The organism is Halalkalibacter flavus (assembly GCF_036663575.1).
Lineage (GTDB): Bacteria > Bacillota > Bacilli > Bacillales > Bacillaceae_D > Halalkalibacter > Halalkalibacter flavus.
In genome coordinates this window covers 42033-58435 of record NZ_JAWRVK010000006.1, presented here as the reverse complement: position 1 = coordinate 58435, position 16403 = coordinate 42033, and the positions used below count along the sequence as shown (strand labels likewise).

Annotated in this window: 15 protein-coding genes; all 15 read right to left on the bottom strand. The window is 39.3% G+C overall.

Translation table 11 applies throughout. The features are described from left to right. Window positions 1-114: 114 nt before the first annotated feature. Window positions 115-660, bottom strand: coding sequence for a ReoY family proteolytic degradation factor (locus tag SAY88_RS05840; RefSeq protein WP_332630125.1), 546 nt, complete (start codon window positions 658-660; stop codon window positions 115-117). A gap of 107 nt (window positions 661-767) precedes the next feature. Then, window positions 768-2018 (bottom strand): tetratricopeptide repeat protein, encoded by a 1251-nt coding sequence (locus tag SAY88_RS05835; RefSeq protein ID WP_332630124.1) that lies wholly within the window; start codon window positions 2016-2018, stop codon window positions 768-770. 125 nt (window positions 2019-2143) lie between these two features. Then, window positions 2144-3097: a hypothetical protein gene (locus tag SAY88_RS05830; protein WP_332630122.1), complete on the bottom strand. Its 954-nt coding sequence runs from the start codon at window positions 3095-3097 to the stop codon at window positions 2144-2146. A gap of 466 nt (window positions 3098-3563) precedes the next feature. Further along, on the bottom strand, window positions 3564-4859 hold the full coding sequence (gene aroA / locus SAY88_RS05825; RefSeq protein ID WP_332630120.1) for a 3-phosphoshikimate 1-carboxyvinyltransferase: 1296 nt from the start codon (window positions 4857-4859) through the stop codon (window positions 3564-3566). 36 nt (window positions 4860-4895) lie between these two features. After that, the gene (locus SAY88_RS05820) at window positions 4896-5993 is read right to left on the bottom strand and encodes a prephenate dehydrogenase (protein ID WP_332630118.1); all 1098 of its coding nucleotides are present in this window, start codon (window positions 5991-5993) and stop codon (window positions 4896-4898) included. A 259-nt stretch (window positions 5994-6252) separates the two neighbouring features. Next, the gene (hisC, locus tag SAY88_RS05815) at window positions 6253-7353 is read right to left on the bottom strand and encodes a histidinol-phosphate transaminase (protein WP_332630116.1); all 1101 of its coding nucleotides are present in this window, start codon (window positions 7351-7353) and stop codon (window positions 6253-6255) included. 42 nt (window positions 7354-7395) lie between these two features. Further along, a complete protein-coding gene (trpA, locus tag SAY88_RS05810) occupies window positions 7396-8199 on the bottom strand; it encodes a tryptophan synthase subunit alpha (protein WP_332630114.1) in 804 nt (267 codons plus the stop codon). Next, entirely contained in the window at window positions 8189-9391 is a 1203-nt protein-coding gene (gene trpB / locus SAY88_RS05805) for a tryptophan synthase subunit beta (protein ID WP_332630112.1), read from the bottom strand. The genes trpA and trpB overlap by 11 nt, the downstream gene beginning before the upstream one ends. After that, window positions 9369-10028 carry a phosphoribosylanthranilate isomerase gene (locus SAY88_RS05800; protein ID WP_332630110.1) on the bottom strand — a complete coding sequence of 220 codons (660 nt, stop codon included), beginning with the start codon at window positions 10026-10028 and terminating at the stop codon, window positions 9369-9371. The genes trpB and SAY88_RS05800 overlap by 23 nt, the downstream gene beginning before the upstream one ends. Further along, complete coding sequence (gene trpC / locus SAY88_RS05795) at window positions 10012-10785, bottom strand: indole-3-glycerol phosphate synthase TrpC (protein WP_332630109.1); 774 nt, start codon at window positions 10783-10785, stop codon at window positions 10012-10014. Before trpC ends, SAY88_RS05800 begins: the two co-directional genes overlap by 17 nt. Next, entirely contained in the window at window positions 10778-11797 is a 1020-nt protein-coding gene (trpD, locus tag SAY88_RS05790) for an anthranilate phosphoribosyltransferase (protein ID WP_332630107.1), read from the bottom strand. The genes trpC and trpD overlap by 8 nt, the downstream gene beginning before the upstream one ends. Beyond that, on the bottom strand, window positions 11790-13301 hold the full coding sequence (gene trpE / locus SAY88_RS05785) for an anthranilate synthase component I (RefSeq protein ID WP_332630105.1): 1512 nt from the start codon (window positions 13299-13301) through the stop codon (window positions 11790-11792). Before trpE ends, trpD begins: the two co-directional genes overlap by 8 nt. A gap of 296 nt (window positions 13302-13597) precedes the next feature. Further along, a complete protein-coding gene (gene aroH / locus SAY88_RS05780) occupies window positions 13598-13969 on the bottom strand; it encodes a chorismate mutase (RefSeq protein ID WP_332630104.1) in 372 nt (123 codons plus the stop codon). Then, window positions 13962-15059, bottom strand: coding sequence for a 3-dehydroquinate synthase (gene aroB, locus SAY88_RS05775; RefSeq protein WP_332630102.1), 1098 nt, complete (start codon window positions 15057-15059; stop codon window positions 13962-13964). The genes aroH and aroB overlap by 8 nt, the downstream gene beginning before the upstream one ends. After that, window positions 15059-16231, bottom strand: a complete 1173-nt coding sequence (aroC, locus tag SAY88_RS05770; protein WP_332630100.1) for a chorismate synthase — start codon at window positions 16229-16231, stop codon at window positions 15059-15061. The genes aroB and aroC overlap by 1 nt, the downstream gene beginning before the upstream one ends. Between the last annotated feature and the right edge of the window lie 172 nt (window positions 16232-16403).

Sequence of the window (16403 nt, the reverse complement as noted above, 5' to 3'; positions counted from 1 at the left end):
AATGCGAGAAGTGTCTCTCACCTAAAAAGTCTTCTATGAGAGGGTTTCTCATAGAAGACACGTAACGTGCGGAGTCAGTTCTACTAAAACGTAGCCACTAAAAAAGATCTTTGTTTAGCTTTCTTCTAATTGCTTAAGTTCCAGCACTAAATGTTTAAATCGTTCCTGATCCTGTTCATCGAGTGCACGGTCAATGTCTGATAATAATCGTTCCTTTTTAAAAGACTTTAATGCACGGTCTAATATCCATTCCGTCTCTTTCTGAAAAGCGACTGCAAGTTCTAAATTTTCGGGAATATGCGGGTTGTCTTCTAAAACAACTAGGTACGGTGGGTATTGTCTAGCTCCAGTAAAGTGAAGTTCGATATAAATGTCCTCCGTTTGATTTAAACGAATATCATGGAACGCTTTTTCTGCATCAGTTGTAACGTGCTTTTCTTTATGAAAAGAGAACGGGATACTGTCTACTCCTTTTGCTGAGATTATCAACGCTTTTGGAGTATGCGCAGCCTGTTCAACAAAATGCACTCTTTCCATTAACTCATCATCACTCATTAAATAATTCAGCAGCCATGCACATTCACGCCTTTTTAATTCAAACTGTTGCAAAAAGGTCTTTAGAAATTCCTTCTTATCTACAACTGGAATGATGTTGCCCACGCTTCACCCCTCCTTACATCCTTCTCACTCATCACTATTCATTTGATGGATTGTATGATGTTAGTATTCGCTAAATTCTTTGAATTTCCTTTCAGAAATCGAAATTCCTATAAATTTTCAAGTAATTCACTAATATCTTCTCTTTCGGGTTGATATTCAATTACCTTTTTGAAATTTGAAATCGCTTGATCTCTCATTCCAAATTCAAGTAAGAAATACCCGTATTCCTCTAAGAAGTCTACATCGTCTTTGTATACTTCCTCAATTTCTCGGTACCTTTCATTTGCCTTCTCATAATCATCTTGTTCTTTTAAAGCTGTTGCTTCATACCAAGTGTAGAGTGAGTCTTCTTCACCATATTCGCGCATATGCTCCATGAGTTCAAGTAATTCCTCATATGATTCTGTATGCTTAAGATAGGCAGCGAGTGTTTGGACGGCTTCTACATTTGATGGATTAAGAGCAATCACTTTTCGTAAGAGAGTTTCACCTTCAACAGGGTTCTGTTTCTTGAAGCTCAATTTTCCTGCATGGATATAAAGTGATTCATTAAATTCATCAATCTTCATACCACGCTCTAATGTTTCAAATGCATCATCAAGCCTCCCTTCGGCTTCATACGCTTTTGCCAAGTACGGATATAGGCTTGAGTAATCAGGATCAAGAGCCATCAGTGCTTCCAATTGTTCGATAGCTAAAATCATATCCCCTACCTGAAAAGCCGTAAATCCGTAGCCAAAAAGAGCATTAGGATCAAGATGATTTTTCAACCCTCTTTCGTAATATTTTAACGCATCCTCAAATTGACCGCTAGCACTGTATGCATCTGCTAATAGTAGTTCAACATGGACATTCGGTAATCGTTCGCTTCCGTGCACTGCTTTCTTTAAATAAGGAATGCTTTTTATGTAGTCCCCACGTTCTAAATAAAATTCCCCAAGCCCATAAGAAATAATCGTCTCATTAGGAGCGGCCTGTGCTGCTAAAAGTAACTTCTGTTCTGCCACTTCATCAAGAGATTGCATTTGATATAAATCAGCTAATAATAGCTGTGCTTGCAAAAAAGCCGGATCCTCTTGTTTAATTTCTAACAACATTTCAATGGCTTCGTCTTCCTCGTCCATATCAATTAATAGTTCCGCTGCAAATGCATAAAGACTTCCTTCATCAGGATATAACATTAACAACTCATCAATTATTTTTTTCGCTTTCTCCACGTGTCCTAATTCGTGATACAATTCAGCAATATCATGCTTTAATTGATGATCAGCATTTTTCTCAAGTTTTGCTAATTGCTCTAAACCGAGCTCTACACTTCCACTTTCAATCGCACTTATTGCCTTTTCAAATACATTCATTTTATATCCCCCATTATAATTACCAGCTTACGTACATACTTTCGACATTTATAATTTATACCCTTTTAAAAAAGAAGAAACCATCATCCAAAGAATGACGGTAATGTAAATCACTAAAGAATTTTTCATGAATAATTTTCTTGTTGATATACATCAGCTGATACATCTTGCAATGACATGAACCTTCCTGGCCGAATCACTTCAATGAGACGCCCGTAGCCTGGTTTTAGTGAAATTGTTTCATACGTTTTAACAATTTCACCTTTTAAAACAACTACAACAGGTTCTTTTTTATAATAAACAATCCCGTCTCCTTGCGCAACTTTTTGGTCGATGGAATGAACCTGACCTTCTCTTTCATCAATAAATAATAGATAATCAGCATCACTGCCTTGAAGCATTGTACCTTTGTTTGGATACAGCCCAACTTTTTGCAACAACGGCTTCTTCCAACATGCAAGCACTTCTAATGGATCTGTTGTGTGAATTTGAAAGTCCGAACAATAAACCATCCATTCCTTTAACAATGCGGCTTCTAATCGATCTGATGAAGGAGCTATAACCGGAATAAGCACAGTTGGATAGGTTAACAATGTCTGGGATATATGTGTCCAAGGTATGGTTGTTAACTGTTGAAATGACTGAAATTCCACTCTTACAAATGGAATTCGGAACTGTTGAAACACTCGAAGGACTGCTGGACGCAATAATGAAATGGGAATAGTCATGCCAACAACATAGTCTAATGTGCTACTTGCCATTGCGTGTTTGGCTCGTTTAAAAACCGCTTCAATCTCTCGTTCATATTGTACACTAGGAGCAACAGCCACTCCCGTGCATCCTTTTTTAATAAGATAGCTCTGTCTATCTTGAAACCCTTGGAAATCTTTGGAGGCAAGAAGTTCGTCATCATACATAATACGACCATTTGTCATCAAAATCCCTGACATGGATACCCTTTTTTTGTTCCATTTATCAAAAGAAGATGTGACATAATTAATTTGGCCGTCTTCTATTAAATAAGACCGTATTTGATTTCGTTCTTCATCAATTTTTGTAACCTTGTCTAATAAATACATCACCATACCTCCTACAACGACTAGTTATAGACAAGCTATGACGGAAAATGAAAAAAGAGAACTGCAACAGTTCTTTTTTCTTTTATATTTGAATGTCAGAATTTTTTAATTTTGTATTGACATTGATTTATTTCTGTATATAATAAATAGTAAGCGTATGGTTTCTCTCCACTCCTATCCATACAATTTTTAGCATCTTGCTAAGACCTCATTTTGAAAACGCTTACGTTTTCGGATGAGGATTTTTTTTGCTTTTTTGAAGCCTTGTACTTCGATATATTTTAATGATGCACTTTTCCTTGCTCTTCTCATGCTGTTTTGTCTTTCACCTCTCTTTTGACTCACTTTTCCTCGCTCTTCTCCTGTCTTTCTACAACCTCTTCTAAACCAGAAAACATGAATCAACATAAAATGGCGTATGGTGGGACCATACGCCATTCGATCGTTATACTAAATTAAGGCCTAACTACTTACCTTGCTGAAGATGTTTAATATGATCAAAAAAGTTCGGGTACGAAACGGCGATTGAATCACTACGATTTATTTCAACATCTCCATCGGTGATAAGACCTGCAACAGCTAAAGCCATTCCAATTCGGTGATCACCGAAACTACTTACGGATGCACCGTTCAATGAGCTTGGACCTTCGATAATCATTCCATCATCAGTCGCCTGAATCTTTGCGCCTAACTTTGTTAGTTCACTAACGACCGTGTCGATTCGATTGGTTTCTTTTACTTTTAACTCTTCCGCATCACGGATCACTGTTTTCCCTTCTGCTTGGGTTGCTAATACAGCAATAACAGGAATTTCATCAATTAATCTTGGGATAAGGTCTCCCCCAATTTCGATTCCTTTTAATGATGATGTAGAAATTGTGATATCAGCAATTGGTTCACCACCAACAACTCTTTCGTTCTGAACCGTCATGCTTGCTCCCATTTGCTCTAACACATCAATAATACCCGAGCGTGTCGGATTCATCCCCACACCTTCAATCGTAATATTACTGTTTGGAACAATCGCAGCAGCAACTAAGAAAAATGCTGCAGATGAAATATCACCAGGTACAACGATGTGTTGAGCTTTTAACGTTTGACCTCCTTCAACTGAGACCGTTAATCCATCGCGCTTCACATGAACTCCATAAGCCTCAAGCATTCTTTCCGTATGATCTCGAGATAAGGCAGGTTCAGTTACGGATGTAACACCTTCACTTTGTAATCCAGCCAATAATATAGCTGATTTCACCTGAGCACTTGCAACTTTTGATTGATACTGGATTCCTTTTGTAACCCCTCCTCGAATAGAAAGCGGTGTGAAGTTCCCCTTTTGACGTCCATCAATAACAGAACCCATTTCACGTAATGGGTCGGTAACACGGGCCATTGGACGTTTTGCTATAGAATCGTCTCCAATAATAACTGAATGGAATGGACGAGTTGCTAAAATACCTAGCATGAGCCGCGTTGTTGTTCCAGAATTACCTACATCAAGTATTTCACTTGGTTCTATAAGTCCATCCCAGCCTTTCCCTTCAATCGTAACTTTTTCTCCTTGCTGCTTAATAGAAACTCCTAACTTACGAAAGCAAGAGATCGTACTTAAACAATCTTCTCCTGGCAAAAAACCTTCTACTGTTGTTGTTCCTTCAGCAATCGCCCCAAACATAACAGCACGATGGGAGATCGACTTATCCCCAGGGACTTGAATGGTTCCATTTAACCCTACATGTGAATGTTTCACAATAGCAGTACTCATCATATTCCTCCTAAAAAATCTTCAAATTTTCACCATTTATAAAATGTACGTTTCATACATCTCTTGTTGAAGATGTATTTGAGCTCGCTCACGATCTTCTTCAGATCGAAAACTTAGCCTTAGAACCCCCATAATATCTTCACGCGTTTCTAAAATACGAATATTCGTTAAACTTATTTGATGCTGCGCTAGTATCCCTGTAACATCAGAAATAACACCAGGGTGGTCAGGTACATCAACAAATAAATCATAAAATGATGGGATCGCACCTTTTTTTCGAACTGGTAGTCCATCTCTAAAATCTTTTGCTTCTTGAAAATATGTAAATATAGCTTCTCCACTTTCTTCTTCAATCAATGCCTTCACACATTCCATTTCACGAGTCCAACCTTCAAGCAACTGCAATAAACTATCCTTATTATGTAATAGGATATCTCTCCACATCGTAGGATTGGATGAAGCAATACGTGTAATATCCCTAAAACCTCCGGCAGCTAACCGCGAAACAAGCGGATCTTCCCCTTCAATCTTGGCAATTTGATGGACGAGACTCGCAGCGATAACGTGAGGGAAATGACTAATAGCTCCAGCTAAACGATCATGCTGCTCAGCTGATAATTCTATAAAAGTTGCTTTCGTTCCTTTCAACCAATTTTGTAATTGAATGACGGCACGAACATCGGTTCCTTCTGCTGGCGTTAAAATATAAAAGGCGTTCTCAAATAAATGGGATCTAGCTGCCTCTACACCACTTTTATGGGAACCGGCCATTGGGTGACCACCGATAAACGTCACGTTTTTATCCTGAAGATGTTTAGCTTTTCCGACAATACGTACTTTCGTGCTTCCAACATCGGTAACAATCGCTCCCGTTTTTAATGAAAAATGTGCAATCTCTTCTACTAACTGCTCTGTTTTTAAAACCGGTGTAGCGAAAATAATTAAGTCCGCTCCCTCAACCCCTTCTCTTAATGAAGTGGCCGCTTCATCAATAACTTTTAATGATAACGCTACTTTTAACTGTTCTCCTGAAATATCGTAGCCCCGAATATGAACATCGTGTTCCTTTCTTATTGCAAGCGCGATAGAACCACCAATGAGTCCAAGTCCTACGACAAATACCGTTCGCTTCATGCTGTGCTCCCTTCCCTGTGTTAAGAAAACACGCCCTTCATTACAAAGTCACTCAAAAAAGGTACAACCCATCCTTTTTCAATTCCTCGAATAAGCCGCGACGGCCCGCTTTGAGAAAGCCGCTTATAGCATTTTAGGTATGAGACACTTCTCAAAACTAATAGCAACGGCTCGCCACATTGCTTCGAGGGCACTGAAAAAGAAAAACGCCTTTTTCAGTGCCCTCATAAATCATGAAAGACGATTTTCCTTCAACTTCTTATTGTCCGACTGGTTTTGAAGCTAACATTTCTTCTAAAACAGCGAACAATTCTTTATTCTCTTCTTCGGTTCCAATAGTAATCCGGACGCAAGTTGGGAAACCAAGTGCCTGTCCTGATCGAACGATGAACCCTTTCTTTAGTAAGAAGTCAAAGATCTCATCACCCGGTCGATTAAAATCAATTAAGATAAAATTCGTTTGCGATGGGTAATATTTTAAAGCGTACTGTTTGCAAAACTGCTCAAACTGCTTCAGAGCCTCTGTATTCTTTTCAACACATGTTGAGATAAATGCATCATCTTCAAGCGCGGCAACAGCTGCTGCATGAGCAAAAGTCGTATTGTTAAATGGCGGTCTTACAGGGTCAATGAGAGAGATAAGCGCTGGATTAGCGACTCCATAACCTATTCGTAATGCGGCTAAACCGTATGCCTTTGAAAACGTACGTAACACCATTAAATTATCGTACTTTTTCAATAACGGTAAAGTTTCTGGGTAGTCACTAGCCGTAACATATTCATAATAAGCTTCGTCTGAAACAACAAGAACATGTGAAGGGACACGCTCTAAAAAGCTTACAAATGCTTTTTCATCAACATATGTACCTGAAGGATTATTAGGGTTACACACCCAAACAATTCGAGTATTTTCATCTATCGCATCTAACATTGCATCCAAATCATGAACACCATCAACAGACGGCACTTCTCGAACTTCAGCACCTTCGATCGTTGCGTTTAGCTTGTACTGCGAAAACGTAGGATCCGCTGTGACGGTATTTGTTTCAGGGGATAAAAATGCACGACATAAAAATTGAATAACTTCGTCCGAACCGTTCCCAAACACAAGTTGATTCCTATCAACACCAATTTTAGCTGCAACCTTTTCTCTAATCACTGCTGCATATCCGTCTGGATAAATCGCTGTTTGTGATGCTGCTTCTTGAATCGCTATTGCAGCTTTCGGTGAAGCTCCATATGGATTTTCATTTGAAGCAAGCTTCACAACTTTCGTTAACCCTAATTCTCTTTTTACTTCCTCTATAGGTTTGCCTGGCTTATACGAAGGTAAACCGTGTAATTGTGGTTTTGCTTTCATGGTAGCACCTCATCTTATCAAAATATGCATCTCTCTATTATGTTACGACGAAATGAGCGAAGTGACAAACTTTTTTATTTCCTGAAGTGCTGCTGGTCTTGTTTCTTTATTTCGCAATGCTTCCTCCTGTTCTCCAATAACAGAGACTAGGGCACTTCCAACTACAACGCCACCAGCATGTTGTTTCATCGCTTTCACTTGTTCATTCGAAGAAATTCCGAACCCAACTGCCGTTGGAATCTTGCTAGCTTCACGTACAGTTTTTAAAAAGTCATATACTCGTGGATCTAGTTCATTCCGAACACCTGTTACTCCTAATGAAGACACGCAATATAAAAACCCTTTTGCACGTTCTGCAATCTTTATCATTCGTTGCTTAGAAGTTGGAGCAACGAGCGAGATGAGCGATAAATGATTCTCTTCACAAAGCTTATCTAAATATTCACTTTCTTCAAAAGGAAGATCTGGTACTAACAATCCATCAATACCTAGCTCCGCTGCTTCATTTACAAACCGTTCTTCCCCGTACTGCAACAATGGATTAAAATAAGTAAAAATAATTACAGGGATCGTTAACCCACGCTTTCTCATTTCAGGGACAAGTTTTAAGGCCGCTTCTAAAGACATGCCACCTTTTAAGGAACGCTTTGATGCAGCTTGAATCGTTGGTCCATCAGCGAGAGGGTCTGAATACGGAATTCCTAACTCTAAAATACTAGCTCCAGCTTCTTCTAATGTTAGAGCTATTTCGATTGTTGCATCAGCCGATGGATCACCAGCTGTAATAAACGGAATAAACAATGATTGCTCGGTACTTGTAGTTACTTCCATTCGCTTATTCGCCATTTGAATCACCTCTAAAATGCTTCATTAATGTATGAACATCTTTGTCTCCTCTACCTGATAAGCAAACGAGAATAGAGTCATCTGGTGTCAACTCTTTTGCACGTTCAAATGCTTTTGCTAAAGCATGCGCTGATTCAATTGCTGGTATGATACCTTCTGTTTCAGATAACAACTTTAATGCATCTAACGCTTGTTGATCAGTAACTGCTTCATAGGACACACGTCCACTACTCGCTAAGTAAGCATGTTCTGGACCTACACCAGGATAATCAAGGCCAGCAGAAATGGAATACGGTTCTGTAATTTGCCCTGCTTCATCCTGTAATAAATAAGTAAGTGACCCGTGTATAACTCCCTTTCTTCCATGAGTCATTGTTGCAGCATGTTTATCCGATTCCACCCCTAAGCCTGCAGCTTCAACTCCAATTAATTTAACTGCATCTTCAAGAAACGGATAAAACATCCCAATCGCGTTACTTCCACCACCAACACATGCAATAATTTCTGTCGGCAGCTGACCAACTCTTTCTACAAACTGCTTTTTCGCCTCATCTCCAATAATACGTTGAAAATCACGAACCATCTTCGGATAAGGATGAGGTCCGACAACGGAACCAATTAAATAAAATGTGTCCTCTGCGTTTGCTACCCAATAACGAATGGCTTCATTTGTTGCGTCTTTTAAAGTTTGGCTACCTGAAGTTGCAGGCACGACTTCTGCGCCTAGTAATTCCATCCGGAAAACATTTAGAGCCTGTCTCTCCATATCTTCTGCACCCATAAACACTTTACAATCAAGACCAAATTTTGCTGCAATGGTCGCAGAGGCAACCCCATGCTGCCCTGCGCCTGTCTCTGCAACGATTTTCGTCTTCCCCATTTTTTTCGCAAGCAACGCCTGACCCATCGCATTATTAAGCTTATGTGCCCCCGTATGTAAGAGGTCTTCGCGTTTCAAATAAATTTTGGCTCCTCCTAATGATTGAGTCAAATTTTCCGCATACGATAAAGCCGTCGGTCTACCTGCATATTCTTGTAAATGAGTAAGGTACTCTTTGGCAAAAAATTCATCTGCACTTGCTTCATCTAAAGCCTGCTCTAGTTCTTCAATGACACTCATCAAGGTTTCCGGAACATACTTTCCACCGAATTCACCGAAGCGTCCTCGTTTATCTGGATACATTGTTGCCATTTCGCTTCATCCTTTCTTCTAGCTGCCTAATAAGTTCCCTAGATTTCTTACCACTTTCTTCAATACCACTTGAAACATCGATTCCATCTGGACGGTATTGTAAAACTTTCTCGACATTTCCTGGGCGAATTCCCCCAGCAATGAAAACCGGAACTCCTTGTCTTTTCCCTTCTTCTAAATAAAAAGGGATGTAGTCCCAATCAAATGATACGCCCGTTCCTCCCCACTGGTCCCCCACCTTACAGTCAACGATATAACCTGAGACGATCCCTTCATAACTTTGCATGAGTTTGATCGCATCTTGATGATGATGAATGGCTTTCCAAATTGGAATATCAATTTGTTCTTTAAGTTCTTTTACTTCTTCTGCTGATTCATTCCCATGGCATTGAATCACATCAAGCGGGAGATCGTGAATTGATTCTAAAATTGACTTTACAGATTCATTCACAAAAAGGGCGACGAGTTTTTTATTATTCTTGCATTCACACTCACGTAGCCACTCTAGTACTTGTTCGCGGACAACCTGCCTTTTGCTCTTCGCAAACACAAATCCAATATAATCTGCACTACTAGCCAGTGTTACTGTCGTATCGTGAACGGAGTGATTTCCACATAATTTAAGAAGAGGCTGCAATGGCTTCTCCTCCAAACAACGTTTCAATTCCTTTTTCAGGCGATTTAGCTCTCATTAATGATTCTCCAACTAGTACGCCAGCTGCTCCTGCTTTTTTAACTCGCTTAATATCATCACTTGTGTGAATGCCACTTTCGCTAACAAATAAACTACCTTCAGGAATAAGTGTAGCCATATCTTCCGTTTGGGTTAAGGATGTTTCAAACGTTTTTAAATTACGATTGTTAACGCCAATGATCTTCGGAGCAAAGCAAGAAAGAAGTTCTTCTAATTCTCCTTTTGCGTGAACTTCGACTAAACATTCTAACCCAATGCTATAGGCATAATCATATAAGACTTTTAACTCTTTAATTGGAACTGTACCTACAATAAGTAGCATCGCATCTGCACCGATATTCCGAGTTTCTTCTACTTGATTTTTATCAATAATAAAGTCTTTTCTCATCACAGGTAGATGTACTTCTTTTTTTATAGCAGAAAGATAATCACGGTGTCCTTTGAAATAGGTAACATCCGTTAACACAGAAATTGCATCTGCTCCGCCTTTTTCATACCCTTTAGCAATCTCTACGGGATTAAAATCCTCACAAATAATTCCTTTTGAAGGAGACGCCTTCTTCACTTCTGCAATTAGACCCGTGGAGCGCTTCGAATTGTTTAAAGCTTTATATAATGAGAAGTGTGGTACTTCCTCATATTCCGGCATGATTAATTGTTCAATTTCTTCACGTTTCGTTTCTAATATTTTCTCAAGCATATTGCTGTTTCTCCTTTTGCAGTGATTGATAGTGACGATACACCTTGCCTGATTCAATGGCGTTTTGTACTTCTTTCACACCTTCTTGAATGGAATTCACCCGATTGGTCGTATATAGCGCAGCAGCGGCATTAAACGCAACAATTCCGTAAGCCGAAGTGTTTGCTTCCCCCTTTAAGATCTCTTTAATCAGCAAGGCACTTTCCTGAGGTGTTCGTACTTGAATATCCTCCAAATTTCCTCTTTTCAAGCCGACATCTTCAGGTGAAATTGTATAAATTTTTTGTTCGTCTCCATTTACCTCAATAACAGTTGACTCCGTTGTGATTGATAATTCGTCCAAGCCTTCTCCACCGGTTACAAGTAATGTCTTAGTTGTCCCCAACCTTACTAGTGTGTCGGCTAATTTCTTTGCAAATTCATGGTCGTACACACCAATTAGCTGATGCTTTGCTCCAGCTGGATTAGTTATAGGTCCCAACAAATTAAAAATCGTTCGAAACCCAATTTCCTTTCTAGGTGTAACGGCATGCTTCATTGATTGATGATATAGCGGTGCAAATAAAAAGCAAAGATTGGAATTTAACAGAGCACTTCTCGCTTCTTCCTTATTATGTTGGGTTGGAATAGAAAGCTCCTCTAATACATCTGCACTTCCACTCTTAGAAGAAACCGCACGATTGCCATGCTTAGCTACTGGTACGCCCATAGCCGATAAAACAATCGCAGAAGCAGTTGAGATATTAAATGTACTTAGATCGTCTCCACCTGTTCCACATGTATCAACTACTGGAATATCATCTGTTTCCAAACGAAGAGAGTGTGCACGCATCGCACGAGCAAATCCTGTCATTTCATCAACTGTTTCCCCGCGAAAGCGCATGAGCGTTAATAGGCTCGCAATTTGACTAGGAGTTGCAGATCCTTGCATAATTTCATTCATTGCTTTCTCTGCTTCTGCTTCTGTCATTGTGTGTCCATCCATGCATGAACGTAGAATATCTTTAAGCATGAGTGGTTACCCCCTTTTCCCCGAACATTTTTTCAGCTAATTGTACAGCTCGAATTAGTGCTTTCGCCTTATTTTGCGTTTCCTCATATTCTTTCTCTGGTACGGAATCAGCAACAATTCCCGCTCCTGCTTGTATATACGCCTTTTTATTTTTAATAACCATCGTTCGAATCGCAATACATGAATCGATGTTGCCATCGTAACCAAGATAACCAATCGCCCCTGCATATACGCCTCTTTTCGTTGGCTCTAGCTCCTGTAATATTTCCATTGCGCGAATTTTGGGGGCTCCTGAAACAGTGCCTGCTGGAAAAGATGCCATTAATGCTTCTAACGGTTTTGTCCCTTGTCGAAGTCTTCCAGTTACTTTTGAAACAATATGCATAACATGTGAGAATCGTTCGATCGAAAGCATTGTAGGTGTTTTAACAGATCCATATTCAGCGATTCGCCCGACATCATTTCTAGCTAAGTCAACAAGCATATAATGTTCAGCACGTTCTTTTTCATCTGCTAATAAATCCTCCGCAAGTTGTTGATCCTCTTTTTCATTTTGACCTCTTTTTCTCGTTCCAGCGATAGGATGAATTTCTACATGACCATCCTGCACTTGAACGAGCCTTTCTGGAGAACTTCCTACCACTTCCATCTCATCAAACTTTAAATAGAACAAGTAAGGGGACGGATTCACCATTCTTAGTACGCGATATACTTCAAGTGCAGAAGCCGACACACTCATCTCAAATCGCTGTGAAAGTACTGTTTGAAAAACATCTCCAGCTAAAATGTAATCCTTTATTTTCTTTACATCTGACAAAAACGCATCCTTTTCATAGTTCGAAGTAACGTTCTCAAAAGACACTTCTTCATCCGTTTTGGGGACGTTTTTTAACATTAATGCATTAACTGGTTGTTCTAATAGCGAAGAAATTCGCTTTATTTCTGCTCTTGCAGAATGATACGTAGTAACTAATGATTCTTCTTCGTTAGGTCTAGCATGAACTAATACGGATAATTCTTTATTTTGATGATCATAGGCGATTAATGTTTGACAAAATAAAAATTGATAATGAGCTAACCTTTCTTCGCTACTTGTAGCAAGTGTTGGTTCAATCGTCTCAATTGCATCATAGCTCATATAACCTACCGCGCCGCCGCGAAAAGGAATTGGTATATTTAACGGTTGAACATTAAGAAAGTTCATCGTTTCATCAAACGCTTCTTGAAATGACTGTTTCTCAAGAACAATTTCACGATGCTTTGAATACGTACGATAAACGCCTTTCTCCTCAATTAATTCCAACATAGGGTTTAACCCTATAAAGGAGTATCTAGACCACGAAGACTGCTCATCCTTACTTTCTAGTAAAAATGACACTTGATCACCTAATTGATGGACAATCTGTACCGGAGTTAAACCATCAGCAAAAAAACGTTCAAAAACAGGGATGGTATTAAATGCTTCAGCTGCTTTTTCAAATTCTAAAAAAGTTGGGGTTATCATTTGCAATCACTCCTTAATGGGAATGAATGAAATGAGTGGGAGGGGTGTGGGGTATATCCAGCCAACTCATCTAAACGTATACTTTAGATTCGGCTCTTTTATAAAATTAAAACCTCCTAAACAAAGCGTTTAGGAGGATTATAGATAAACGTATCCCTCAACTAAACTCAGCTCTCCTCAACTCAATCTCATTCTCTACTAAACTAAATATTCATTCTTTTTAACGTAAATCATTACTAAACTAGGCTTGAAGAAATACATTTCTTCATCTCATCTGCCCCTAGTCTAACGTTTTCTTAATCATTCGTCAAGGTTAAATCCGGTCGTAACTTCGTTGCTTCACGCAAATAAGCATGTGCGATCTCTTCTTGAGCAACGTCTGTATTGACCGTCATTAATACTCGAATACAAAGCGGCAGGCTACCAGGAACAGGAATTTCCTGTGCACAAACAACTGGTACGTATGACCAGCCGTCAAATTCCCTTAATACTTTAGCCGGAAAAGTAGCTGTAACATCCTCGGTGACTGTAAAAAGTACTTGTGCTACACTTTTAGGATCAATGTTATTCGTCGAAATTAAGACTTGTACAAGTTCTTTTGATGCTTCAACAATCTCGCTCTCCGTATTTGATTCAATTGTAATAGCTCCACGTATTCCTCTAACCATTTATCTCCACCTCCATCTGTTCAACTAGTAACTGTTCAATAGTATTAGGTGGAACTTCGATTAATACCGCCTCTTCGATCTTTCGCAAAAGAACCATCCGAATCGTTCCAGCTTCTGCCTTCTTATCATTTTGCATTTTCGTGACGAGCTTAGAAATTTGCAGTTGGTTTGATATTTTCGTTTTATAACCTAGTTGTTTAAACCATTCTTCATATCTTTTTACGTCTAAGTCTACTTCAAAAACTTGTTCACTTAGTTTCAAAGCAAAAATCATCCCAATAGCTACAGCTTCTCCATGTGTTACAACTCCATAGCCTGATTCTGACTCGATCGCATGAGCTAGAGTATGCCCGAAATTTAGATAGGCTCGAACACCAGATTCCAACTCATCCTCAGCAACAATATTCGCTTTAACAGCTAGGGATTTCTCTAGCATTTGATTAACTAACTCTACAGGAAGTTCCTCAAACGAAGTAACTTCTTCTTGTAACCAATTCAAAAATGTATGATTACGAATAAATCCATGTTTAATTACTTCAGCAAACCCAGAACGCCATTCTTTTTCAGGTAACGAATAAAGAGCTTCTGTATCATAAAAGACTGCTTCAGGTTGATGGAAGCTCCCTACCATATTTTTTCCTAGCGGATGATTAATTGCCACTTTGCCTCCAACACTGCTATCATGTGCTAACAACGTAGTCGGCACTTGAACAAAGCGGATGCCACGCATATATGTAGAAGCTACAAACCCTGCTAAATCGCCAACAACTCCACCACCTAGTGCGACGATGACAGATTTCCTGTCTAATCCACTTTTTAAGGCCTTAGTCATAACCTCTTCATAAACTTCAAATGACTTGGATGCTTCTCCGCTTTTTATAACCGTTGTGTAAATAGGAAGCTTCTCATGAAAGCTTCCTACTACATCATCTAAATAAAGCGGTGCGACAGATGAATCCGTAATAATAAGTACAGATGACACGTGACTTTCCATAATCAAATCCATCATTTCGCCTATCTTTGAACGTAATCCAGTTTCAATAAAAACTTTATACGTTTTTGACTTCGCTTCAATTAGAACGTGATTCATTAAAACTCCCTCGCTTTAGCCTGATGACGTTCAACATTTTCTTGAATCGTACCAATTTGATCGTGACCGAAAGTTTCAAGTAACGCATTGGCAATTTCCCAAGCGATTACTGACTCAGCGACAACAGAAGCAGCTGGAACTGCGCAACTATCAGAGCGTTCAATACTTGCTTCAAATGGCTCTTTCGTTTCAATATCTACACTTTGAAGTGGTTTATATAATGTAGGAATTGGTTTCATAACACCTCGTACAACAATTGGCATACCTGTTGTCATTCCACCTTCTAGCCCACCTAAGCGATTCGTTTTTCGACTATAACCATGTTCTTCGTCCCAAATGATTTCATCATGCACTTGACTTCCTGGTAAATGTGCAGCTTCAAAGCCAATTCCAATTTCGACTCCTTTAAAAGCATTAATACTCATAATCGCTGCAGCTAATTTTCCATCAAGCTTACGATCATAATGAACGTGACTGCCTAACCCAACTGGAACGTTTTCAACTACAACTTCCACAATACCCCCAATTGAGTCACCGTCTTTTTTGGCTACATCAATTGCTTCCATCATTTTCACGCTAGCTTCTTCATCTAAACAACGAACTTGTGACGCTTCTGAACGTTTCTGAAGATCTTCTACAGAATCATAGTGAACATTTTCCGCTTTTACCCCACCGATTTCAAGAACATGTCCTCCTACTTTAATTCCAAAAGCTGCAAGGATCTTCTTCGCAACAGCACCTGCAGCCACACGCACGGTTGTTTCACGCGCAGATGAGCGTTCTAATACATTACGCATGTCACGGTGTCCATATTTTATCGCCCCATTTAAATCAGCATGTCCAGGACGGGGGCGGGTTAATTTACGTTTCACTTCTTTTTCTTCTTCTTCACCAATCGGTTCTGCACCCATAATTTTTGTCCAATGAGTCCAGTCTTTATTTTCTACAACAAGAGCAATTGGTGCACCTGTTGTTTTACCGTGGCGAACTCCGCTTAAAATTTGGACTTGGTCCTTTTCAATCTGCATCCTTCTGCCGCGTCCGTACCCTCCTTGTCTACGGGCTAAATCATTATTAATATCACTCGCTACTAACTCAAGTTGAGCAGGTACCCCTTCAATTATCGTCGTTAGTTGCGGGCCATGTGACTCACCAGCTGTTAAATATCTCATCTCGACTCCTCCAATTCCAACAACACTTTTCTCTTTATCGCTTTTATGCGTTAAATTATAACATAGTTTATAATGTGCTGTCTCAAAAAATTTAGACAATTTCGTTATTATTTAGACATTTTATCAAACTAAGACCAATTCGTCTAAGGAAACTTTTATAACCTATTCTAAA

What these genes read in the sequence shown, in the direction of transcription:
- trpA (WP_332630114.1), bottom strand. Translation starts at nt 8,199, where the DNA reads ATGGCGAATAAGCGAATGGAAGTAACTACAAGTACCGAGCAATCATTG.
- trpE (WP_332630105.1), bottom strand. Translation starts at nt 13,301, where the DNA reads ATGATAACCCCAACTTTTTTAGAATTTGAAAAAGCAGCTGAAGCATTT.
- SAY88_RS05820 (WP_332630118.1), bottom strand. Translation starts at nt 5,993, where the DNA reads ATGAAGCGAACGGTATTTGTCGTAGGACTTGGACTCATTGGTGGTTCT.
- trpD (WP_332630107.1), bottom strand. Translation starts at nt 11,797, where the DNA reads ATGCTTAAAGATATTCTACGTTCATGCATGGATGGACACACAATGACA.
- SAY88_RS05830 (WP_332630122.1), bottom strand. Translation starts at nt 3,097, where the DNA reads ATGTATTTATTAGACAAGGTTACAAAAATTGATGAAGAACGAAATCAA.
- aroH (WP_332630104.1), bottom strand. Translation starts at nt 13,969, where the DNA reads ATGGTTAGAGGAATACGTGGAGCTATTACAATTGAATCAAATACGGAG.
- aroA (WP_332630120.1), bottom strand. Translation starts at nt 4,859, where the DNA reads ATGAGTACTGCTATTGTGAAACATTCACATGTAGGGTTAAATGGAACC.
- trpB (WP_332630112.1), bottom strand. Translation starts at nt 9,391, where the DNA reads ATGGCAACAATGTATCCAGATAAACGAGGACGCTTCGGTGAATTCGGT.
- aroC (WP_332630100.1), bottom strand. Translation starts at nt 16,231, where the DNA reads ATGAGATATTTAACAGCTGGTGAGTCACATGGCCCGCAACTAACGACG.
- aroB (WP_332630102.1), bottom strand. Translation starts at nt 15,059, where the DNA reads ATGAATCACGTTCTAATTGAAGCGAAGTCAAAAACGTATAAAGTTTTT.
- trpC (WP_332630109.1), bottom strand. Translation starts at nt 10,785, where the DNA reads ATGCTTGAGAAAATATTAGAAACGAAACGTGAAGAAATTGAACAATTA.
- hisC (WP_332630116.1), bottom strand. Translation starts at nt 7,353, where the DNA reads ATGAAAGCAAAACCACAATTACACGGTTTACCTTCGTATAAGCCAGGC.
- SAY88_RS05835 (WP_332630124.1), bottom strand. Translation starts at nt 2,018, where the DNA reads ATGAATGTATTTGAAAAGGCAATAAGTGCGATTGAAAGTGGAAGTGTA.